Origin of the sequence: Moritella sp. 36 (assembly GCF_018219415.1) — a bacterium.
In the GTDB taxonomy this organism is placed as follows: domain Bacteria; phylum Pseudomonadota; class Gammaproteobacteria; order Enterobacterales; family Moritellaceae; genus Moritella.
Genome location: NZ_CP056120.1, coordinates 1,312,297 through 1,335,046, shown reverse-complemented (window position 1 = coordinate 1,335,046; position 22,750 = coordinate 1,312,297). Strand labels below are relative to the sequence as shown.

18 protein-coding genes are annotated in these 22,750 nt (G+C 41.7%); 8 read left to right on the top strand and 10 right to left on the bottom strand.

All coding sequences use genetic code 11. The annotated features are described in order from the left end of the window. Window positions 1-260 precede the first annotated feature (260 nt). The 8 genes from gndA (at window position 261) to HWV03_RS06055 (ending at window position 9,321) form a co-directional block, all read left to right on the top strand. Window positions 261-1,763: an NADP-dependent phosphogluconate dehydrogenase gene (gene gndA / locus HWV03_RS06090; RefSeq protein ID WP_211678937.1), complete on the top strand. Its 1,503-nt coding sequence runs from the start codon at window positions 261-263 to the stop codon at window positions 1,761-1,763. Window positions 1,764-1,898: 135 nt separating this feature from the next. Beyond that, on the top strand, window positions 1,899-2,660 hold the full coding sequence (locus tag HWV03_RS06085; RefSeq protein WP_211678936.1) for an AzlC family ABC transporter permease: 762 nt from the start codon (window positions 1,899-1,901) through the stop codon (window positions 2,658-2,660). Further along, entirely contained in the window at window positions 2,657-2,959 is a 303-nt protein-coding gene (locus HWV03_RS06080; RefSeq protein WP_211678935.1) for an AzlD domain-containing protein, read from the top strand. The genes HWV03_RS06085 and HWV03_RS06080 overlap by 4 nt, the downstream gene beginning before the upstream one ends. Window positions 2,960-3,311: 352 nt before the next feature. Next, window positions 3,312-5,144: a glutamine--fructose-6-phosphate transaminase (isomerizing) gene (gene glmS, locus HWV03_RS06075; RefSeq protein WP_211678934.1), complete on the top strand. Its 1,833-nt coding sequence runs from the start codon at window positions 3,312-3,314 to the stop codon at window positions 5,142-5,144. A gap of 305 nt (window positions 5,145-5,449) precedes the next feature. After that, on the top strand, window positions 5,450-6,184 hold the full coding sequence (locus tag HWV03_RS06070) for a glutathione peroxidase (protein ID WP_211678933.1): 735 nt from the start codon (window positions 5,450-5,452) through the stop codon (window positions 6,182-6,184). 263 nt (window positions 6,185-6,447) lie between these two features. Next, window positions 6,448-8,454: a type VI secretion system Vgr family protein gene (locus HWV03_RS06065; protein ID WP_211678932.1), complete on the top strand. Its 2,007-nt coding sequence runs from the start codon at window positions 6,448-6,450 to the stop codon at window positions 8,452-8,454. After that, entirely contained in the window at window positions 8,454-9,023 is a 570-nt protein-coding gene (locus HWV03_RS06060) for a DUF6931 family protein (protein WP_211674539.1), read from the top strand. The genes HWV03_RS06065 and HWV03_RS06060 overlap by 1 nt, the downstream gene beginning before the upstream one ends. 1 nt (window position 9,024) lies before the next feature. Continuing rightward, the gene (locus HWV03_RS06055) at window positions 9,025-9,321 is read left to right on the top strand and encodes a PAAR domain-containing protein (RefSeq protein ID WP_006030359.1); all 297 of its coding nucleotides are present in this window, start codon (window positions 9,025-9,027) and stop codon (window positions 9,319-9,321) included. A 50-nt stretch (window positions 9,322-9,371) separates the two neighbouring features. Here the strand turns inward: HWV03_RS06055 and HWV03_RS06050 are convergent, their stop codons facing one another. The 10 genes from HWV03_RS06050 to HWV03_RS06005 all read right to left on the bottom strand — a co-directional run bounded on the left by HWV03_RS06050 (window position 9,372) and on the right by HWV03_RS06005 (window position 22,718). Beyond that, the gene (locus tag HWV03_RS06050) at window positions 9,372-10,037 is read right to left on the bottom strand and encodes a protein kinase domain-containing protein (RefSeq protein ID WP_211678931.1); all 666 of its coding nucleotides are present in this window, start codon (window positions 10,035-10,037) and stop codon (window positions 9,372-9,374) included. Beyond that, complete coding sequence (tssM, locus tag HWV03_RS06045) at window positions 10,038-13,493, bottom strand: type VI secretion system membrane subunit TssM (protein ID WP_211678930.1); 3,456 nt, start codon at window positions 13,491-13,493, stop codon at window positions 10,038-10,040. It abuts the gene before it with no gap. Beyond that, window positions 13,493-14,641, bottom strand: coding sequence for a type IVB secretion system protein IcmH/DotU (gene icmH / locus HWV03_RS06040; protein WP_211678929.1), 1,149 nt, complete (start codon window positions 14,639-14,641; stop codon window positions 13,493-13,495). The genes tssM and icmH overlap by 1 nt, the downstream gene beginning before the upstream one ends. Before the next feature lie 9 nt (window positions 14,642-14,650). Continuing rightward, entirely contained in the window at window positions 14,651-15,973 is a 1,323-nt protein-coding gene (gene tssK, locus HWV03_RS06035) for a type VI secretion system baseplate subunit TssK (protein WP_211678928.1), read from the bottom strand. Window positions 15,974-15,975: 2 nt separating this feature from the next. Next, complete coding sequence (gene tssJ / locus HWV03_RS06030) at window positions 15,976-16,449, bottom strand: type VI secretion system lipoprotein TssJ (RefSeq protein ID WP_211674534.1); 474 nt, start codon at window positions 16,447-16,449, stop codon at window positions 15,976-15,978. Window position 16,450: 1 nt separating this feature from the next. Next, on the bottom strand, window positions 16,451-17,473 hold the full coding sequence (locus HWV03_RS06025; protein WP_211678927.1) for a type VI secretion system-associated FHA domain protein: 1,023 nt from the start codon (window positions 17,471-17,473) through the stop codon (window positions 16,451-16,453). A gap of 1 nt (window position 17,474) precedes the next feature. After that, a complete protein-coding gene (locus HWV03_RS06020) occupies window positions 17,475-18,128 on the bottom strand; it encodes a substrate-binding periplasmic protein (RefSeq protein ID WP_255547093.1) in 654 nt (217 codons plus the stop codon). 71 nt (window positions 18,129-18,199) lie between these two features. Further along, on the bottom strand, window positions 18,200-19,336 hold the full coding sequence (locus tag HWV03_RS06015; protein WP_211678926.1) for an ABC transporter substrate binding protein: 1,137 nt from the start codon (window positions 19,334-19,336) through the stop codon (window positions 18,200-18,202). Beyond that, window positions 19,333-21,555, bottom strand: a complete 2,223-nt coding sequence (locus tag HWV03_RS06010) for an MFS transporter (RefSeq protein WP_255547092.1) — start codon at window positions 21,553-21,555, stop codon at window positions 19,333-19,335. Before HWV03_RS06010 ends, HWV03_RS06015 begins: the two co-directional genes overlap by 4 nt. An 8-nt stretch (window positions 21,556-21,563) precedes the next feature. Beyond that, window positions 21,564-22,718 (bottom strand): D-alanine--D-alanine ligase family protein, encoded by a 1,155-nt coding sequence (locus HWV03_RS06005; RefSeq protein WP_211674531.1) that lies wholly within the window; start codon window positions 22,716-22,718, stop codon window positions 21,564-21,566. Between the last annotated feature and the right edge of the window lie 32 nt (window positions 22,719-22,750).

Below are 22,750 nucleotides of genomic sequence, written 5' to 3'. Positions count from 1 at the left end.
GTATAACTGAACAGGAAAGGCACAGGCTTAAATTCAAACTAACAATGATTATGTGAGGCAGATCTCATCTCGATAATCAGATTAACCATATAGATTTTAATGATTTAAAATTAGCTCATCAAAAATCTCGATTTAAATGAAAAAGCTAAATAACAGTAGTGTTCATATTGTATCTTTTTCTACTTTCTATATCATGCCTTAAACGACAAGGCATTAGCCCAATTCTCACCTTCATGACTTGCTAAGGCACAGAGGACCAGATGAATAAAAATATTGATATTGCAGTAATAGGTTTAGGCGTAATGGGTGCCAACATGGCATTAAACTTAGCTGAACGTGGATTTTCCGTTGCAGCTTTTGACATTAACGAAAGCCGTCGTACTGACATCGTTAAGCGTCATCAACCTCTAACAGCAGCAAAATTAATTGCGGTTGCCGATCTTGCAGAGCTAATTAACCAACTTGAAACACCACGTCGAATAGTGCTTTCTGTTCCAGCAGGTCCTGTTGTTGACATTATTTGTAATGACTTAATTGCAGCAGGCTTAGAAGCAAGCGACATTGTTGTTGATACAGGTAACAGCCAATGGCGTGATTCTATTGCACGTGCAGATACTTACGCAGGTAAGTTCAGCTTCTTCACTTGTGCTATTTCTGGCGGTGAAGTGGGTGCTCGTTTTGGTCCATCGTTAATGCCTAGTGGCGACAAAGCAGCTTGGGAATGGCTAAAACCTATGTGGCAAGCAATGTCTGCGAAAGTAGATCCTATCACTGGTATTGAAATTGCACGTACACACGTAGATCAGCCTCTACCAGAAGGTGAACCTTGTGCCGAATATATCGGTCCAATCGGTTCTGGCCATTTTGTTAAAATGGTACATAACGGTATCGAATACGCAGATATGCAAATGATTGCTGAAGTTGTACAGTTCATGCGTCAAATCTTAGGTATGTCAGCAGTTGAAGTTGGCGAAGTATTCAGCGAATGGAACAAAGGTAAATTACAAAGCTACCTAATCGAAATCACAGGTAACATCCTAAAAGTTGTTGATGAAACAACAGGTAAACCTATGGTTGACGTGATAATGGATCAGGCAGGCCAAAAAGGAACTGGTAACTGGACTGCACGTGAAGCACTCGAGCTAGGCGTGCCAGCAAACGCAATTGCAGAATCTGTATTTGCCCGTTGCCTAAGTACACAAAAATCTATCCGTCAGGTTGGCGCGACTAAACTTGCAGGTCCAGCGGTAACAACCGAAGACCGAAATGTATGGCTAGCAAAACTGGCTGACGCACTCTATTGTTCAAAGATCTGTAGCTACGCACAAGGTTTTGAATTGATGTCTGCAGCACAAAAAGAACATAACTGGACGCTTGATTACGTTGCAATTTCAAAAATCTGGCGTGCTGGCTGTGTGATCCGCGCTCACTTCTTAGATGATATCTCGAAAGCTTATCAAGCTGAACCAGAGTTATTAAACCTAATGTTAGCGGATCGTTTCACTACTACATTAGCTGAAAGCCAAATGGCATGGCGTGAAGTATTAGCGAAAGCGATAATGCAAGGTATGCCAATGCCATCGATTAGCGCAGCAATGAGCTATTACGATTGTTACCGTGAAGCAGATTCTTCAGCAAGCCTTATTCAAGCGATGCGTGACTACTTTGGTGGCCACACTTACCGTCGTAAAGATCAAGATGCAAGTCAAAGCTTCCACTATGATTGGCACTTTGGCAGTGGCGAGCACAAAGCCCAACACTAATTGATTGATGATAAATCATAAGTAATATATCTTCATAGGTATGACGATTGAAAACCCAGTTCGCTGGGTTTTTTATTACCCCCAGTTTTTATATTCTCGAATATAGTACACCACCGCCATCACAAGGATAATGCGATGCAGGATCAACAATCCGACTCAGAACAAGCGTCACCATCTAAACTAAAATCAGCATTGAAAGGCGCGGCTGCAGCAATGCCGCTAAGTATTGCGGTGATCCCTTGGGGTATTTTGGCAGGCTCTTATGCCATTGAAGCAGGGTTAGATGTCATTCAAAGCCAAGCAATGTCGGCGATTGTGTTTGCTGGCGCAGCACAACTTGTTGCAGTTGGAATGATCAAATCAGGAGTTGGACTGGCTAGTATTCTATTAACTACACTACTCATTACCTCTCGCCATTTTTTATATGGTATGGCCATGCGTCATCAAATGAGTCCCCTACCTTTACGCTGGCGACTAACATTAGGCTTCTTGCTCACCGATGAATTGTTTGCCATATGCAGCGAAACCAAACAGCACAAATTTGATCGCTGGTTTGCATTTGGGGGGGGCTTTAGTTTTTATCTTATTTGGAATATTGCTTCTGCGGTCGGTATTTTGGCTGGTCAACAGATCCCCAATTTAGATGAACTCGGTTTAGACTTCGCCATTGCTGCAACCTTCATTGCTTTAGTCGTCCCTTCCATTAAAACGCCCTCAATTTTAGTCAGTGTATTAGTTTCTTTAGTGACAGCGGTACTTTGCGAACTGTTCCATATACCCGGCGGGTTATTAATTGCGGCCTTATCTGGTATGAGCGCAGGTATGTTAACAGCCAAACTAACCCATGAAACGCATCCGAATAAAACCATATTAACCAGACCAGGAGACGGCTTATGATCTGGCTTACCATAATACTGATGACAGTAATCATCTTCATTAGTCGCTATATTTTCATTGAACCTAAGCTGCCATTGCGTCTTAGTCCCAGTTTAGTTAAGTTTTTAAGTTATTCTGCCCCGGCCGTACTCACCGCTATTTTAGCGCCGATTGTATTTATCCAAGAGAATACCTTGCACCTAAATTTGGATAACAGCTACCTGATTGGTGCTATTTTTGCGGTACTACTTATTCTGATTACGCGTAATACCTTACTGACAGCGATCCTTAGCATGCTACTTTTTTTCTTAATTCATTAGCTTTGTTTCATTACTTTGTTTCAAACCACTTATTACCTACAACTTTAGATGGACAAACGAAACAAACGAAACTAAAATACCGAAACTACGAAACTTAGTTGGTATTCATTGCTAAATCAAGCCATCTAGTGGGTAAGTGAAACTAGATAAATCACTATTACGCACTATATTTAAATGAAACGTAACTAATACATTCAATGTTAAGTTACGATTGAATATTTTAATGATAAAAGTTTCGCTTTCAAAATCATTAAAACAAGTTGTATAAGGACGAACGTCGTCACGGATCGATAGACAGCACTATCACGTGGTTATTACTTGTTTAAAAAGTTTATACATTTAGGAGAAGACCATGTGTGGCATTGTTGGTGCAGTAGCGCAAAGAGATATAGCTGAAATTTTAGTTGAAGGTTTACGTCGTTTAGAATACCGCGGTTATGACTCTGCAGGTGTTGCTATTGTTGATCAAGAGAATAACCTGCAGCGTGTACGTAGCCTAGGTAAAGTACAAGAGCTAGCAAATGCCGTTGACACTGAACAGCCTGTTGGCGGTACTGGTATCGCCCATACGCGTTGGGCAACACATGGTGAACCCTCACAAGCAAATGCACATCCACACGTATCAGGTGATATTGCAGTAGTACATAACGGTATTATTGAGAATCATGAGATGTTACGTGAATTATTACAACAACGTGGTTATATTTTCCAATCTCAAACAGACACTGAAGTCATTGCGCATCTTGTTGAATGGGAATTACGTTCAACAGATAGCCTACTTGATGCAGTTCAAAAAACAGCAGCTCAATTAGAAGGTGCATACGGTACTGTAGTACTAAACCGTCTCGAACCAGGTAAATTAATTGTGGCACGTTCAGGCAGCCCAATTGTGATAGGTTTAGGTGTAGGCGAAAACTTCTTAGCATCCGATCAACTTGCACTGCTTAATGTTACACGCCGTTTCATGTACCTTGAAGAAGGTGATGTGGCTGAAGTTACGCGTCGAGATGTGTCAGTATTTGATATTGATGGTAATCCAGTAACACGTGAAGTAACGGAGTCGAATGCAGAGCATGACGCTGCTGATAAAGGTAAATTCCGCCATTTCATGCAAAAAGAGATCTTCGAACAACCTGTCGCACTAACCAATACAATGGAAGGCCGCCTTACAGCTAACAGCGTTATTACAGAAAGTATCGGCGTTAACGCGGCAGAGATTTTAGCGAAAGTTGAACACATTCAGATCATCGCTTGTGGTACGTCTTACAATGCAGGTATGACAGCCCGATATTGGTTTGAATCGTTAGCAGGCGTAAGTTGTGATGTCGAAATCGCATCTGAATTCCGCTACCGTAAATTTGTAACACGTCCGAATAGCCTGTTGATCACGTTATCCCAATCAGGTGAAACCGCAGATACGTTAGCAGCAATGCGTTTAGCGAAAGAAAAAGGTTACATGGCTGTAATGACCATTTGTAACGTGGCAGGTTCTTCATTAGTACGTGAATCTGACTTTGCATTTATGACCCGTGCGGGTACCGAAATTGGTGTTGCTTCGACTAAAGCATTCACGACACAATTATCAGCATTGTTAATGCTTGTAACCGCATTAGGTAAACAAAAACACGTTATCGATGCAACTAAAGAAGCTGAAATCGTAACGGCATTACATGCATTACCAACACAAATTGAAAATGCATTATCATTTGATAAAGACATTGAAGCACTGGCTGAAGATTTCGCTGACAAGCACCATACCTTATTTCTTGGTCGCGGTGAGTTCTACCCTATCGCCATGGAAGCGGCGCTTAAGCTTAAAGAGATCTCTTACATTCACGCCGAAGCATATGCTGCGGGTGAATTAAAACACGGTCCTTTAGCACTCATTGACGCTGACATGCCTGTTGTGGTTATCGCACCAACCAATGAATTATTAGAAAAACTAAAATCAAATATTGAAGAAGTTCGTGCACGTGGCGGCCTACTTTATGTATTCGCAGATGCTGACGCTGGTTTTGTTGAATCAGAAGGCATGAAGATCATCACGATGCCGCATGTAAGTGAAATTACAGCGCCGATCTTCTATACCTTACCAATGCAGTTGCTTTCATATCATGTTGCACTGATTAAAGGGACAGACGTGGATCAACCACGTAACCTCGCTAAAGCTGTAACTGTAGAATAATTACGACTTTAGACTACATATCAAACTGAGCCCCAATATTTATTGGGGCTTTTTTATAACCGGAAATAACCTCAATTAACCCTCTCAATAGATAAAAATAAATAACAAGAATCCATTCCAAAAAACTATCGATAACAAAGGTTTAATCGATTGTGCCTATGATGGGTATTTCGACATAATAGCTACATCAAGACGACACAGACACAACGTCTTCACCCTATTTATTTTTATAGAACAATTTATATCAAACCTCTTTATAACAAACATAAGTTAGCTTAATTAATAGCTACGTTAAGGAATATATTATGACAACATTAGTATCGAAAGAAGGCCAAGCGGTTCCACAAGTTACATTCCCTATTCGCCAAGGTGACGCATGGGTTAACCGCACAACAGAAGAACTTTTTGCTAACAAAACAGTAATCGTATTTAGCTTACCGGGTGCATTCACACCAACGTGTTCTTCAAGCCATTTACCACGTTACAACGAATTAGCTAGCGTATTTTCAGCACATGGCGTTGATGACATATTATGCGTATCAGTAAACGATACCTTTGTAATGAACGCATGGAAAGATGACCAAGAAGCAGAAAACATCACTTTTATTCCAGATGGTAATGGTGACTTCTCTGCAGGCATGGGCATGTTGGTCGACAAATCTGACATCGGTTTTGGAAAACGTTCATGGCGTTACAGCATGCTAGTTAAAAACGGCGTGGTAGAAAAAATGTTTATCGAAGCTGACGAACCAGGCGACCCGTTCAAGGTTTCTGATGCAGATACTATGCTAGGTTATGTGGCTCCTGAGTACAAAGTACAAGAATCAATCACCGTATTTACTAAACCGGGTTGCCCGTTCTGCGCAAAAGCAAAACAAACGTTAATTGACCAAGGCCTAAACTACGAAGAAGTGGTATTAGGTAAAGACGCAACAACAGTCAGTCTACGAGCAGTAACAGGTCGCAGCACAGTACCACAAATATTTATCGGTGGTAAACACATAGGTGGTAGCGAAGAATTAGATAATCACTTCGCTTAATCATTCGATTTAATATTATCGGATAAGACACTAACGAATAGCCATACTCACATGCCATTATTCGTCATCGAAGGAAGCAGAAATGCTTCCTTTTTTCGTATCAAAAATACAGCGCTGCCCCCCCTTTACCCACAAGATACAACGCTCACAAACGCTTACATAAAAGCAATCCTGCATTATTTTTTCTTATGTTAGGATTTAGTGCGAATTGATATAACAAATAGTAACCATCGCATGGTAAAAAATAGTAACAAGGGTCCATTATGACAGCTTCAGCATATACTCAAAAACACAGGCCAACACTGGCTAAGTTAGACGGTAAAGGCCCTTATATTGTCACCGACTTAACCGTTACAGAACAGATATTTTCACGTTCCGATTATGCCGCAGTATTAATATCCAAAGACAAGATATCAGAATCCTTATTAGGCAAAGCGATTGATCTCAGCTACTCACCGGGTCTCGAAGGAAACAGAAAAGAAGCGCGCCGTTTTCATGCATTAGTCTCATCGATAGAAAGTCTCAGTTTTGATCCTGCAAAAGCACTTTACACCTACCGTATCGAAGCGATAGATCCATTGTCCGTATTTAACTATCGCGTATCGAGTCGTACTTTCCAAGACATGACCAGCAAACAAATCATTGAAAAAGTCTTGTCCGACTCCGGTTTAAAAAGCTATTTCAAACTATCAATGCGTAGTGCTGGCAGTAAGCACACCTATTGTATCCAATTTAACGAAAACGATTACGATTTCTTAAGACGAATGATGGCAAGTGAAGGCTGGCATTATCACAGTGATCATAACGGGAATCAGCCGTGTATTATCATCGGAGATAACAATCAAGACTTTGCAAATCTAGATAACAGCAAAATTCCGTTTATTACAGGTGCAAAAGATAAAACACACGCCATCATACATTGGCACGTACGTAGTATTCTTGGCGTAAGCAAATTATCACTTGGCGATCACAATGCCGAACTCGCCGAATGCCTGTCGAGTGGTAATAGGACAACGACCAATAGCGTTAAAAATAATGCCTTAACACAATACTTTTTTGGTCAGGGGCATAGCGATAAAAATACCATCAGAGATTCAGCTAAGCGCCAAATGGAAAGCATCGATACACAAAAAATAAATATTACGGCACAATCATCCATCCCAGCATTAGGGGCTGGATTGCGTTTTACACTAACTGACCACAGTGACAGTGAGCACAATCAAGAATACGTGGTAACACAAGCACAACATCACTTCTCAGCAACAGAAAGTGGTCATAAAACCGAATACACTAATACATTTCAATGTATGCCTGCATCCATTTTATGGCGTCCACCCTTCTTGCCAAAACCACAAATCCACAGTGTACAAAGTGCAGAAGTCACTGGGCCAAGTGGAGAAGAAACCAATCAAGACAAACAAGGACGAATTAAAATCCACTTTCATTGGGACCTACAAGGTAAAAAAGACGAAAAAAGCTCGTGTTGGGTACCCGTTTCGCAAGCCACAGCCAGTAACGGATTTGGCGTGCAATTTATTCCTCGTGTTGGTGACGAAGTATTAATTAACTTTATTGATGGCGATCCTGACCGCCCTGTTGTTTGTGGTTCTATCTACACAGGGAAGAACAAACCGCCCTACAGTACAGCAACACAATCAGGGATCAAAACCAGAAGCACGCCGAAAGGTAATGCCAGTACTGCGAATGAACTCAGATTCGAAGACAAAAAAGACAAAGAAGAAATCTTTTTACAAGCCGAAAAAGATCTGACAATCAATGTAAAGCAAAATAACAAAAAGACCGTCACTGGCACGTCGTTATTAACCGTCGAAAAAACAATAAATATCAGTAGTAAAGAAGCGACAAACCTGGAAAGTAAAGATGCCTTATCAACTAAATCTGTAAAAGATACTAATATAGCGTCAGATGCGAACATCAGTTTAGATGCAGGTAAAAATGCCAACATTAGTGCAACTTCTGCGATCAAGATTGATGGTCAGACAATTGAACTAAAAGGTAAAACAAAAATAAAGTTATCCGTTGGGGGCAGCAGTATCGAAATAAGTCCAAGCGGTATAAAAATAACGGGCCCACAGATCGCAATCGAAGGACAAGGTAGTGCGACCCTCAAAGCTACTATCATCACTGTCGAAAGCAAAGCAAAAACAGATATTAAAGGGGCACTTGTCGGCATTAATGGCAGTGCAATGACACAAGTTAAAGCAGGTGCCATGGTTCAAATACAGGGCGCGATCACAAAGGTAAACTAATGCATTATTTAAAGATCCCACACCAGCATGCACAAGACATTTTATCTTTGTATGAAGCAAGTGATGAAATAACCGCGCTCGCAGCGCAACATCTCACACCCGCTGCAGTCATAGATATGGCCATTGCAGCTGAACTTTTTGCCGATACCGCCTTATTCCTTGCGCATGCATTACCCGTCCGAGAAGCAATCTGGTGGGCATGTTGCTGCGCAAGTCAACGTAGCGACTGGAATGAAAACGAAGCCAATGCAATTCGTTCTGCCAAGGCATGGGTTCATGAACCCGATGAAACAGCACGTCGATTTGCCGAAGAGATGGCAAAAAAGGCAGACTTACAAACCGGTGCTGGTTGGGTTGCTCAGGCTGCATTCTGGAGTGGTGGTAGCATGACAGCTCCGAGCGAGCCCATTGTTCAGCCGCCTGAGTACTTATATTCACAAGCTGTAGCAGGCGCAGTTAACTTAATCGCAGCCCTGCCCGATGGCGAACATGCCACAGAACGATATGAACACTATTTTAAACTTGGATTGCATATTGCCCAAGGTGGCAATGGTCAATTAGGAGAATAATATGTTACCAGCAGCACGCGCGACCGACATGCATGTATGCCCTATGCAAACTCCCGCATTAGTCCCGATCCCACATGTTGGCGGGCCGCTGCTACCTCTGCCTACAACCGTATTAATCGGTAATTTACCCGCGGCGACCGTAGGACAAATATGTATGTGTGTTGGCCCACCAGACAGTGTAGTAAAAGGCAGTGCAACCGTTTTAATCAACAGTAAGCCTGCTGCAAGAATGGGGGATACCACCGCCCATGGAGGGACCATTATCATGGGGATGCCAACAGTGTTAATTGGTGGATAATTTTAAAATAGCAATGAAGAATAGAATAATTTTTTACTTGCTCTTAACTGTTAATCCGCATTCGGCTTATCTTTCATTTTGATAAGCCAATTAAGCCAGCGTGTTAATAACAGCTGTTCTGGCAAGGTTAAATCCGAATTATACAACTGCAATAACCACTGATAAAAAGCATACCAATCATCCTGAGGCACCACGATGTGCGACTGTTCATAACGATCTGCGGAACAAAAACCAGGGGTCACTTGCCATGATGACAAATTCGACAATGTCGTACCAGACTGTAATGCAGAGCCACAATCAATTAACGATATTTCACCTTTATTCACATTATAAATAACATTTGATGGCTTAATATCGCCATGCACCCAACCTTGCGCATGCATCGCCATAATCGCACGCACTATCTGTGGTACAAGTAGCAGAAATTCACTTGTTTGATGCACACTAAAAGAGAGTAATGACTCCCCTTCAATGAATGGCATCAATAATAAATTTTCCGACTTAAAATACTCCCTTACAGGACGAATGTAATACGAATGGCAGTCAGCTAAACAGAGCAACTCTCGTTTCATTGCAATGGGATCTGCTCGCTTCAGCACCATATACTCTGATGCTGAAGCAGATTCGCGATCTCGAACCAACCATGTCGTCGATGACAGTAATTTGATCACTGTAAAACGAGAAGCAAGTCGACCGTTTATCGCGTCCGTCATCATTTATAAACGCGCAGGTAAACCAAAGCGGGTAAACAAAGACTTATCAAATATTTGGTTACTACCTCTCAGACTATATTGTAAGACGATATTCTCATTATTAAGCTTATAGGTTAATTTCTTAATGCGTCGATCACCCGTTGCACTGGTACGCCCATCAAACAAGGCTCTGAACAGTGCCCATTGCCCTGAATATGACTTACTCGCGACACGGTTATCACCACTAAAGAAGTTCACCGACATGTAATCATCTTCACCGATTGATGGCCATGCAATGCTTTGCCATAATCGAGGGCCATGGCGATACGAGAATATGTTTTCTGTTTCCATGATATTAAATTGCGTCACAGAGGTACTCATCGAACTCGCTTTTAATTTCAACGTCATCGCTAGCTCTTGCCCTGATGCACCGAAGAACAACTCTCGAATCGTTTTTGCCTGTTTAAGTTGCTGTAAGCTTTTCGCATTAATTGGCAGCTTTTCACCATCAAATTCAGCCAATTTTAAAGTGCCATTATCCCAATACGTAAAGGGATGAAGCACTTCACTGACGAACTTATCTATACGTCCTTCAGGCTTGAACATCAATGCAAAATCATCAATGGCAACTTCGCCGCGCCCTGTTAACAAGAATGGGAAACGCCCTTCAACCGCTTGACGATAAAACCCATGTACTTGCTCTTTCCATTGCTGATTAACATGTTCTGCACTGCCGTTGATCACACTCTTCCATGACTGCGCGTACAAGGATTTAATCCAGCTTGCCACCTGGTTCGGCGAGCGACTTGATTGGCGACGGAAATTAACCAATATATCTTGGCTGCCTGACGCATGATCTTGTGCATACTGATATAACGCACGACTTGGATCGCCACTTGATAACGCAGTATCAAAATACGTATTCAATTGATCTAATTCAGCCATCAATTCATCTACGGGTGTTGTTTTACCTTTGCTCGCCATGAATATTGAATAAGGGCTAAACGCCTCATTAACAACATACGAAGGCTGTAAACGTAATAACTTATCACCCCCAAAGCGATTAACTTTTTCAACTTTTTTCAATACCGATGCCGTTTTTTTCAAACCTAATTTACCGACAGCCTTTGCGTTAGGTGCACCCTCAGCATTTTTAGCCAGGGTTGTATTAACAATTAATGCATCAAGCACATCAATAATCGGGCTACTGGCGGGTGAACGCGCAGTTTTAACCGCATAAGCAAGATCATCGATCGTATTAAATGGCTTCACTTCAATGTGGTTAATAAGTTCTTTCCACTGATATATGTAATCCGCATAATACAGACGCTGTACCTTCTTACTCAGATCTACAAGCTCAGAAATAGACGCACCCGACATATCACCTTGGATACTTTTAAATTCATTTAGCTGCTTTTTAAGTAACCTTGATTTCGCACTCAGATCGATATTTGCTTGTCCCTGACGAGTAAATAACTCAGGCAATAAATAACCATTAAATCCGGTTTTAAATTGAAATAGCACATCAAACTTATCCCCTAATTGACGACGCGTATCAACGCGATTACGGTATTCAGGAAGTGATTTTATACGGGTGTAAATCAGGCGTTCTGGTGATAAACCTTCTAAATTTTGCGTTGCCACCGAAATCAAATCATCACTAGGAACAAGCACCGTCTCATAATCACTACTGAATAAATCTTCCATTAACATGGTTAACGTTTCTATATTATCCAGCGAAATATCACCTTGTTCATTTAGCGTTTCAACCAAATAAGCTAATAATTCAGTCATGTCTAAACGTTGCTTATCAAACAGCATTTGATAATAACGCAGCACTTCAAATATCTTGCTAGAATTGCCCAAATTAACATATACATACAGTTCACTGCTTAATACTTCAACCAGCTTAGGCAGCAAGAACATCTGTAGTTGAGCTTCATAGCTCAAGTAGATTTGTTCCGTCGTTTTAGGCTGGTTAACACTGATACGTTGATATAAAGGTGTAGGTTTACGCCCTTCTTCAACCACCAGACGCAATTCATTTAGTACTGGAATAATGTCTTCAAAACCAACATTAGTATTACGTAATCGTTCCATGTCTTGCTGGTACAATGCTAATTGAGTAACCGCATGGTTTCGATAATCTTCATCTTTATTCCAGTTATCGCGCAACAGTAAGCCAAGTACAACAATCATCCCGATAAAACCTAACATCATCGATATTCGCGATGCAAGGTAACTATAATGACGCAGCTGGTTAACACCAACAATACTCGATTCAGGCAATACACTCTGCTGCAATATATTCATTGAGAACAATTGCTTACGGCCTGATAGTTGTTCTCTTGTCGTATTGGCATTAAACGCACTGCTGCTAGCAACAAGTTGTGTCAGTAAATCGTGACAGTTACCACCTTGCTGTGTCGAACATAAATACATGCCTCTTAACCACACAACATCTCGAACCCGGTTTTCCCGGCTTATACCCTCTAAGAACTCGGTAGCCTGCTCAAAGAAAAGACGTAACTGATAAGGGAGTGCAACTACAGAATGCGCATCCTCTTGACGTGTTTCTCGTAATGATTGGAATTGCTGCTGAGCTAACACATCGAGTAATTTCTGACATTCCAGCTCAAACATGCTGACTTCAAATCGATGGTCATCCGTGTTTGGAAACGTAATCCCCAAAGGTCGATCGATATCGCATCCCGAGTTACTCGAGAAAAACTCAACAAAATCAGCAATCGTATCTGACTTTGTGAATAATGTATAAACAGGCAGCGCTAACCCACAATGTTCGCCGAGTGTTAAAATAGCATCTTGTAAATTTGAGCTAAGAGATAAACGTTCTTTTTTATCCCCCGTTAATAATCGCTCACAGCTAATCGCGACTAACACGCCATTGATTGCTTGACGAGGTCGGTATTTCATTAATTGCTGAGCAAACACACGCCACAACGCGTCATCAATACCGTCTCGATCGAATAATCGGTGGTCGACTTCAATAACCACCATGTTTTCATTACTCCAAAACCGCATATATTGTGACGTTTCACTTTTATCACGATCGCGATAGTTAACCGGTTCTAGGTTATTTTGGTGTAGTAAGCTACTTTTTGCATCATCTTCACCTCCAATCAAAACATACCAAGGCAGCTCATACAAACTACTAAGCTTACTACCCTTATGCCCTTTCAACTTTATAACTGCTGACTTAAACAGTGAATTAATGACTTTCACATCTTGTTTAAATAAAATAACTTGCTCGTGGACAGCCGACTTTTCTTCACGCAGGTGTTGCCAAACCGCAATCACGAGAGCTATCGTAATCAAAGACCCACCAGAAATAGTAACCACCAGCCTTAATAATTTATCCCCTTCATCTAAGGTTGGGAGGTATATCCAGCTAAGTCCAGTACAAATCAATAACGCTAGCGCAATAAGTAAACACGCTATTTTTAATGTTATTTTTTTCATTATTTATCATCTACCTTATTACTACGGCGTATAACTGCATTTAATCCAAAGCGAGCATTAATTTCATTTTTTAAAAGTTTCGCCTTTGCTAAATCGCGATTGTTCGGAATAAATAATTCCACACCGGTAGGCACTTCGTTTAATACAACTTTATACCCAATAGCTTGTATGTCTTTTTCTAACCGCACAGCGCTGGCTTTCGTCGCAAAATTCGCAACGACGATATTCCATGAGATCGTATCAATAAGCGCAGCTGGTTTCACGCTCACAGCTTCTTGCACTTCAATGCCTAAGTCTTCAGGCGTACTCGTGTAAATCAAATCATCGTTATTCGTGCTATTGGTAAAACCTGCCATATCCAACGAGCTAAATGCGATTAAGGTTGATTGACTACGCTGGTCATACCAAAATTCTGAAAAACAATACGTACTGATGATTAATAATACGCTAATCCAAGATAATTTAACCGCACTGATAAATCGCCAAGGCGAGGTTGTTTCCGGCATCGAAATCGGCGTTGGCGGTTCCAGTATAGATTCGCTACGGTAGTGTCGGATCATACTGTAAAGTTCAGACTGTAACTCATTCATTTTCTGGCGATTATCATGACGATACTTGCCTAAAAAACCGAGCATGATCAACACATATTGAAGCTCTAAGAAGTCCACCAGCTTTGCAGGTTGACGGCTTGCTTGTTCAAGCAGTTGGAAGAAAACCTCACCACCATTACGCTGGCTAAAGACCTTACTGAGTAATGAATGATTTTCCCAACGAGCCACTTCGCCCCACGAGGTATACAAGATCAATTCATCAAACGCCGCGCATAATATAAAGCAAACCTTTTCAATCACACTAGGGTGATAATCTAAAAACAGCCCTTTGCGTTTAAAGTCTGCGATACCATCCAGCAATTGTTGACGAAAGGCATTAATATCTAAAGGTGAGGTTTGTCTTTCGACACTTGCCAAAATACCCAATAATTCACTGCATTCTTTTAAGATTGGATTGTTATAATTCGCTAATTGAGCGATTAACTTTTCAGAGCCTCTTAAATCAAGCTGTACCTCACCACTCGTTTTCACTGCTTTACGCGGGCTGTTACTGCGACGAATTGAAATCGTCGGTTGTTCATTAAATAATGATGTCATAGCGCCCCCCTACCGAATTACGTACAATTCAATATCAACATCGCCAATGCGATTATCGACATGTAATGCTATCGGTTCGTCTTTCTTCACGAGCTGCTGCCACAAATCAGATTGCGTATCTAGCTCGAAATAGGCCACATCAGTACGTGATTTTAATTCCGATGGCGCAATAGGTAACGCGCGTACTGGCACACCAGATAACGCATTACGCACGAGATCAGCAACCATGCTGTTACCTGCTAGCTTAACCGCGAGTGGGAATTGTTTACTTAACTGCACTGCACCTAACGGTGACGATACTACCAAAATAAATCGCCCGGCATTATAAAGGCTTGAGTCCTGCACTAACGTACGTAATAAACGACGCTTATCAAACAAGCTCTTATCCCAAACTAACGTAGTCACACTATCGAGTTGAACTTCACGTAATAGCACGCGAATATCAGAAAACAAGATCGAGAAGAGGCTATACAAACGGCCATTGTTCCAGCTGTCATATTCTTTTGGCATCTTGGTGTCTAAGCCCTGCATTTCACCTGCCATTGACATACATTCTTGGTAAATTTCTTGCGGTGATGTGGTCCCATTATCAAGCCAATACTTAATATTTGGTAACCAACGACCTAAAGCCTGTAGCCATAAATAATCACGAATTAACGCTTGATAGCTTTTGTTAGCAGAATCTACCTGTAAGCGTTGTGAGATGGTGCTCGCGCGGTATTTCATCTGTGCATATAGATCATTCACGTTATCTTTTAAGTATTCAGACACCGTGAAATAAAGTGACATTGGGATAAACGCACGGTTTAGCTCAATTCCGCCATCTGACTTATGCTCAGTGATATGCGCAATCGGGATCTGGGTATAATCCTGTAACTCTTCGCCTTCAAGCTTGAGTACGATGTTTAATTCCGCTAACTCCAATTGCAACGCATCGGCATTGTCTCGGGTCGTATCAAACACGTCGTAATCAGTGCGGTGGTAACGGCGGTGAGGGTCATCTTTACAACCTACATTCATCACACCAGATCGATAAATTGGCATCGCTAAATACACTAACTTATCCATGGCACCAGCAGGAATATCAAGCGCTAATCCATTACGAATATCAAAAGGAGTGCCATCAGGAAAAATACCTTTTGCACGCTTGATCCCAACTTTGCCAATATTAACTAATGAATAATCAAGTTCTAACTCAGCCAAACCGTGGCGCATTGGATTCATCAGACTGCAATATTGTTTGGTAAACTCTTCAAAATAACGTTCTTGTTGTTGAAAATGTTGCGGGCTTAAAAACATCCCCTCAGACCAAACTACTTTTTTCTTATCCATTATTAATCCTCTTCACCTGTCACGGTAATGTTTACGCCGTCAATACTGATGTTTACAACAATCGAAAATCCAGATTGCACACTCAAAATTGCGGTACTTTTGGCTTCTCTGTAATTAGAAAAAGCCGCTACCACACCGACATATTTAATTTCGCTGTTTTGTGGCAGCGCGACCTTGTGTGTTTCGCTCGGTAAGATACTGTCGAGCTGGCGTTTAGATAATAATCCCGCCTTTAACACACCTTGATCATCACGATACAAATCAATAAAGTTCGCCTGCGTAAATGCTTCACTGTCAGCCAGCTGATAGATTCGAATCTCAAGGGGTGACGCTAAACCATTTATATTAGGGTTGATGTTGTTTTCAGCCTCAATATTAACGACCACTTGCAATGCCTGTGCGTCTCGCCAAAACATCCAGCTACTACAGCCACTTAAAAATAAAGTACACATCAAAAAGACAAGCACACGTTGCATATTACTTGTCTCCCATTGACTGCTTAATGCGTAAACTTTCACTAAAATACGCTTTAAATTTCATCTGCCATTCTTTGTTCTCTTTCTGACGAGTAAAGAAGCGTTTGTACACAGTCCAATAGTCCGCTTTCTTTTGCCAGAAACGTCGCGGCGCAAAGTCATCAAAGAAACTTTCGAGCTCCGTCGGTGAAATATCTGACAATAATCGTTCTAACGCCATTTCTGCTGATTGCACCATCAGGTCATGCTGCTTAAGTTGTAACAACATCAGTTGCTGTGATTCCAACGCAGAATAATTAGATCGTGAACTCGTATCAGCAAACTGTTGGCCTTCATCAATCACTACAGACGCGGTATTAAGCATCTCATCACCAAAGGGGTCATCAGAAAAACTATCATCATCCGACCAAGTATTTTGAGGTATGCCTTGCCCCCGTTTTTTTACAGGTTCATTAGCAATAAATGGGTCTGCAAATATGCCGTCCAACTCTTCTTTTGGATCAGTTAACACCCATTCTGGTACTTCAAGATCATCTGACGACTCTGGTGCAGAATCTGCTTTATCATTAACTGAATGAGCGTTAACGCGGGCAGTCGATAAGGCATCACCAAACGGATCGTCATCCCAGGCACTCAGTAGTGACGACTTATCAGTACCTTGTGTTCCTGTTTGTTCCGACGCCTTTACAACCGCTTTATCGGGAGTGAAACAAGACACCATTAGGCGATATTTTCCCACATTAACCACGTCGCCATCGTTCAACGTCGATTGATTATTTGAACCTAACGGTTTACTCGCGCCATTTAAAAACACACCATTCGTGCTCACATCCATAATTTGATAACCACGGCTTCCGCGGTTAATTAACGCATGCGTACCCGAAATTTCTCTAGAGGCATCCGATAATTGCATCGTCATACCATAAGCACGACCAATGCTTCCTCCTTCATCGGGGAAATTGATTGTCCATTCTGGAATGGGTTCTCCATCAGGAGAGCTGATAATTCGTAATGATAACGGCATATTATTGACCCTCACATGCCACAATGGCTTGATTGAATTCATTGATAAATAACGGATATTTCCCCGTAAACTTCTTCGAGAAATACACACCGAGTGGTTTCTCATTTACCATTGTTTTGGTTATTGCTCGATGGCTAATACCCAATTGATTAATCGCATTTTCCATCACCACATCATTTGCCAATACTGCACCTACTTCGCCTGACAGTAGTAATTCAATAAGCACGGTTGCACGACGCGGTTTTTTCTCGACTCGGTAACCTTGTTTTTGTAACCATAACCACTTGTTCGAACCAAATAATGCGGTCACTGGTACTTCTTTTTTAAACTGGGGACTCTTGGTATCAATCGCGTCAGACAAACTAAACCAACTCCATGTTTGGTTCATTAAAGGCGCGGAATACTCTGCATATTTATCGCGAGTATCATTCTTAGACGCGAGGAAAAGGCCATGTAGTTCCCCTACTTCCGTTAGAATCTGAGAACGGTCCCAGTCTGTCATCGTTATTTGATAAGGCTGTTTCATTACCTTTAAAATACATTTCAACTTCACTATCCCAAGCCCTTTCATTTCACCGTTTTCTTGGTATTGATAAGGACTCCACACTTGTGTCGCTAACAGTAATCGTTCCGGACGGATTTCACTTTTTGCCATAAATGCCCCTCCGAGAAACAAACTTAACACCAGTGTTAAAGGCATTATTCTGCTTACGTTATGTATTACGTTCATTGACCGTCCTCCACAGACATTCCGTTAGAGCGGATCATTTTTCCTTCGATGCCATACACATCGCTGGCCATTTCCATTAATTCGAATGGGATTGCTTGGTTAATACGGGCCGCTTGCCTAAAGCTAATTGAAATGTCAGGTGGTGAAATAACACCGACAGGAAGGTCTCCTACAACGGCCTCTTTTTTTAAAATTTGGATGCCATACAACGCCGCTTGCGTCGCATTATTCACAAAGCTAACGCCAAACGACATTAATGCACTGGCTTTCGTTCCATTCACCACATCAGGAACCGCAGAAATCAACGCAAGCTGCTGTGAAAATTGATTAATGTCATCCACACGCGCGAGTAACGACGAGCTACCCGTTAACCAAAGCAAGGTATTATTCAGTTCTGGATCCGTTTGTTTAAGCCTCGTAATCGCAGTGTCCATCACTAACTTCAAACTCATCGCCGATTTCGATTCATCAACCACAATTGGCACAACAGTTAATCCCACTTTTTCAGCAAATTTTTTCATTGGTAAAAATTGCGTGAGATATGCACTCTGATTGCTACGTGAATACAAAATACCGATTTGCTTTAACTGTGGATTAAAGCGTTGCATAATGCGAAGAGTCACATCTGTTAGTAGATTCAATGACGTGAATGCAAAATTGTTCCCCGTACCAGCATAGTTATCTGTGAGACCTAATAACACCGGATCTTTTGAATTAACAGAAACAACCGGCAATAAACCACCTTGATATACCTTGTGCACAGACATGGTCGCTTTAGAACCTAAGGTATACACCAAGTCAACCTCATTCTCTGCATGATGAAGCAAATTCACTAACATGGTATTATCTACAGGTAAGCGTTTAACGACCCACTGCACTTGAGGTAATTGGGTACTGTACACATTTAATAGCGTTTTTAATGCCACATCATAAGACGATGCCTTGCGTGAGACGATCACCAATATTTTAGACAATGAACGCGCAGGCACAAACGACACCCCTTCAGCGGCAGACTCCGCACGCCAATGACTAGCTGTTTTAGGTTGTAGTTCTTCGCCTAACCATGTTGGCCATTCCGTTGCAGCATATGTTGGTAAACAGCATGCTACCCAGATGAATAAAACTCGGATCATATGTTTACCACCTTAGATGTTTGTCTATCGAATAGAGAAAACAGCACAGCTATAACAACAAAGAAAATTGCCAGTATTATCAGGGTATAATCCACGCCGAGCTGGTATAATAATTGCCCGACAATAAGCGGCCCAGACACATGACCTAGTCGTTCAAGGAAGCGATACGTCGCAGCGATGACAGAATCCACCTCTTGCCTATCGGCCATGGCGTCTACAACATGCGTCACCACAGGCGCATTAATAAGACCGTGTGATAACCCCATGCACATCATTGAAATAGTGGTAAAAACAACAATCATCAAACTGTCTTCCATTTCAAATGCCGCACCTAGAATAATAAGCGCAACTCCGGCAATCAGGTTACCAACACTCAATGCAAGCTTACTACTGCCTAACTTATCGACCCAAGGCCCAGCTTTATGGCTCACCAACAACACCATAGCAGCATAAGTCATCAGCACTTGGCCGATGCTTTCCTTACTGATACCACGCTCAGCAAGCATTAACGGCACCGCAAAAAAAACGATACCAGTTAACGCCGCTTTAGTCGGAATGCCCACCAATAACATGGTTCGAATAAACGCGGGGATTTTCATTAATCGCCAAGAATCTCGCATCATCATCGAGATATTATTTAACAACGAACCCGAGGCTTTCGTAGACGCTTTCATGCTCGGTAATACAAAGCTAAATAACGTCATCACACAGCCAATTACGGTCGCAATCATGAAGATAGCGCGGTCGCCAAAGTAGTTAGCTAAGAGTGCGCCAATCGCAGCGCCGGCAATAAATCCAGCATTAAAACAAAATACGATAATACCTGCGGCTTGGGTTTTATTTTTCTTATCACTCAAGCGTAAAATATAACCTTGTACCGAAATGAATACGAAGGCTTGGCCTACACCCGACACAACACGCGCAATCAATACACTCACAATACTACCTTCAGCACTGACACTAAGGATGCCACCGCCTAACGTCGACAAAAGCACGCCACATATAAGCACAGTGCGAATATCATAAGTTTCAATTAAACGTGCGGCAGGTAGTAAGGTTAAGGCAAAACCTAAAAAGTAGAGTGTGAAGAAAATAGCAGAAGTGCTTGCATCAAGCCCTGACGATTCCGCCAATGAGGTTAAGAACTGCGGCATGATTGGTGCCATTAAAGACTCCATCAGCACAGCACCTAAAAACAACGGCTTTAGACGTTCAAGCACTTGTTCTGATGAAGATTGATTTGCGTCGCCACCAAGCAAACGGATAAAAGCAAAACAGACCAAGCCACAAGCAAAAAATAAGATTGCGAAATTTTTTAATATTTTGGTTAACTGCCCCAGTACCACGCTTGATTGATAAGTAAGGTGCACCTCTGCAAATTTAGAGGTCGCTAAACTATAATCTAACCACCCTGTACGCCCCAGCATAGGTAGCATAATGCTTTGGTTGTATTGAGAATCCGCAACTAACTCGGTATTTTTATACACTGCAATAGTAGCCACTTCAGGATTAGCTTTGCGGAAGTTATCCAACATGCTATCAATCCCCGTCACCATGCTCTGGTCAATATTATATTCCAACACAGGGGCTAAACGGTGACTCACGATATCGGCTAACGATACGGCCTTATTGCGTAAACCATCATGATATAAGCTACCAACAAGCAGCACTACACTGATTGCCATACTAAAAAACACCACGATAAAACTCGTTAAATACACTTTCCGACGCTGACTTCGAAGCACTGAAACAATAAATAACACCAGTAAAAATGCAATCAACCACACCATAGGTTGAAAAACATTGGTCACGACTTCTTCTACTTTTTCAGGACTAAATGCAATTTTTAAATTGCCCACCTGCGTGAATTTATTGTTGAGTGGGATCGTAATGTAGTTATCATCGAGGATGGTTTCTCCCGCATTATACAGTTCATCGTGCCCAGCGAATAACGCTAACCCAGTAACCGATGAATTCGAGTTTACAATCGGCTGTAATACCAGATTTAGCCCTGCGATTTCAGGTAACGGTACACCCGAGTTGAGTATCTGTTCGATACCTAATTTAGCCGCTTGAGTTTGCGCTAAAATGGTGTCAGTTGATAATTCGCGATGACTTTTTAGCGCTTGTGCATAACCTACAACCAGTATAAGCAATAATGACATTGTCACTACTGCTACACCAAACGTAAGCCGAAGATTATCGTTAACGGTTCTCACTGTCGCTCCTAAGCGCTTTTCAAGCTGAAGAAGTCGTCGTTAAAACAATGCGCTAACGATTCAGGGCGTTGTGCTTGTAAATACACCAAACGATTGAAAACCAAAGATTGGATCAAGTCTTGATAGCTCATGCCTTCATTGTGAATATCGTGACAAACAATACTGAGTTTATCGCCTTCAGGACGTTTCAAATCTGGCTTTGGATTCGCTTCAAGGACATATAATTTACCCTTGCAGTCCATGCGTAAATCAACACGCACAAGCGTACCGAGTCCCAATTGCTGATAAATCTTATTACCCAAATCAATTAATGACTGGCGTAATTCAGGCTCATCGACTTTTAATAAACGATCACTGGTAATCGGTTTTACATCCATCGACGTAAAAATGGGTTCATCGCCTGCAAGTACACGTTCCGTTACCGAAAAGGCAAAAGGTGAAGCTAACTGATTCAACTTGTCGTTTTTAAATATCACAGAACCTGCAACCGCGACCACAAACTCACGGCCAGACAGATAAGGTTCAATCATGACGATGTTATTCGTCGCGGCCTGCACTATTTTTACTTTACCAGCGAGGTCTGCACGATCAAACACCGGATAAACATGTACCGAGGCACGGCCAGAAACAGGTTTCACAATAAATCGACCACCGAAATCAGCGTCCATTTGATCTAACGCCTCCTTATTCACCGCATCGGTAATGCACTCCCCCAAACCAACGGTAATAAAGGGCGCTGTTGGAATCCCAGCTGCTTTTATTTCATGTTTGAACAAATGTTTGTTATCAAGTAAGCCGGCCGTCATTGGCGCATGACCAACATAAGGCACACCCAACATTTCCAACATTGACGGTAAATGGCACATCGAATCAAAGCCTTGAAGGCCACCACTATTGGTGATCACCAGATCAATATTTAGCGCTTTTAAGCGTTGTGGCAAGTCCATGTTTTCAGGTAACACATCAATATGTTGAAATCCGGACTCACGTAAAGCATCTGCAATATCATAAGCAACGGGCTGATACGTTTTTGTTGAACGCGGACTTAAGTTCTTATAAATAAAGCTATCCGGCTGTGTTTTTTCGCCACCATGCACAACGGCAATTTTAAGTGAGCGTCGGATCCATTCGATTTGTTCAATGGTGAATGTGCTTTTTTCCACAATATTCTCTTCTTACAAAAATTTAAACGAAT

Bases quoted from the DNA above. Each gene is read 5' to 3' on its own strand.
- gndA (WP_211678937.1), top strand. From the start codon at position 261: ATGAATAAAAATATTGATATTGCAGTAATAGGTTTAGGCGTAATGGGT.
- HWV03_RS06085 (WP_211678936.1), top strand. From the start codon at position 1,899: ATGCAGGATCAACAATCCGACTCAGAACAAGCGTCACCATCTAAACTA.
- HWV03_RS06080 (WP_211678935.1), top strand. From the start codon at position 2,657: ATGATCTGGCTTACCATAATACTGATGACAGTAATCATCTTCATTAGT.
- glmS (WP_211678934.1), top strand. From the start codon at position 3,312: ATGTGTGGCATTGTTGGTGCAGTAGCGCAAAGAGATATAGCTGAAATT.
- HWV03_RS06070 (WP_211678933.1), top strand. From the start codon at position 5,450: ATGACAACATTAGTATCGAAAGAAGGCCAAGCGGTTCCACAAGTTACA.
- HWV03_RS06065 (WP_211678932.1), top strand. From the start codon at position 6,448: ATGACAGCTTCAGCATATACTCAAAAACACAGGCCAACACTGGCTAAG.
- HWV03_RS06060 (WP_211674539.1), top strand. From the start codon at position 8,454: ATGCATTATTTAAAGATCCCACACCAGCATGCACAAGACATTTTATCT.
- HWV03_RS06055 (WP_006030359.1), top strand. From the start codon at position 9,025: ATGTTACCAGCAGCACGCGCGACCGACATGCATGTATGCCCTATGCAA.
- HWV03_RS06050 (WP_211678931.1), bottom strand. From the start codon at position 10,037: ATGATGACGGACGCGATAAACGGTCGACTTGCTTCTCGTTTTACAGTG.
- tssM (WP_211678930.1), bottom strand. From the start codon at position 13,493: ATGAAAAAAATAACATTAAAAATAGCGTGTTTACTTATTGCGCTAGCG.
- icmH (WP_211678929.1), bottom strand. From the start codon at position 14,641: ATGACATCATTATTTAATGAACAACCGACGATTTCAATTCGTCGCAGT.
- tssK (WP_211678928.1), bottom strand. From the start codon at position 15,973: ATGGATAAGAAAAAAGTAGTTTGGTCTGAGGGGATGTTTTTAAGCCCG.
- tssJ (WP_211674534.1), bottom strand. From the start codon at position 16,449: ATGCAACGTGTGCTTGTCTTTTTGATGTGTACTTTATTTTTAAGTGGC.
- HWV03_RS06025 (WP_211678927.1), bottom strand. From the start codon at position 17,473: ATGCCGTTATCATTACGAATTATCAGCTCTCCTGATGGAGAACCCATT.
- HWV03_RS06020 (WP_255547093.1), bottom strand. From the start codon at position 18,128: ATGGCAAAAAGTGAAATCCGTCCGGAACGATTACTGTTAGCGACACAA.
- HWV03_RS06015 (WP_211678926.1), bottom strand. From the start codon at position 19,336: ATGATCCGAGTTTTATTCATCTGGGTAGCATGCTGTTTACCAACATAT.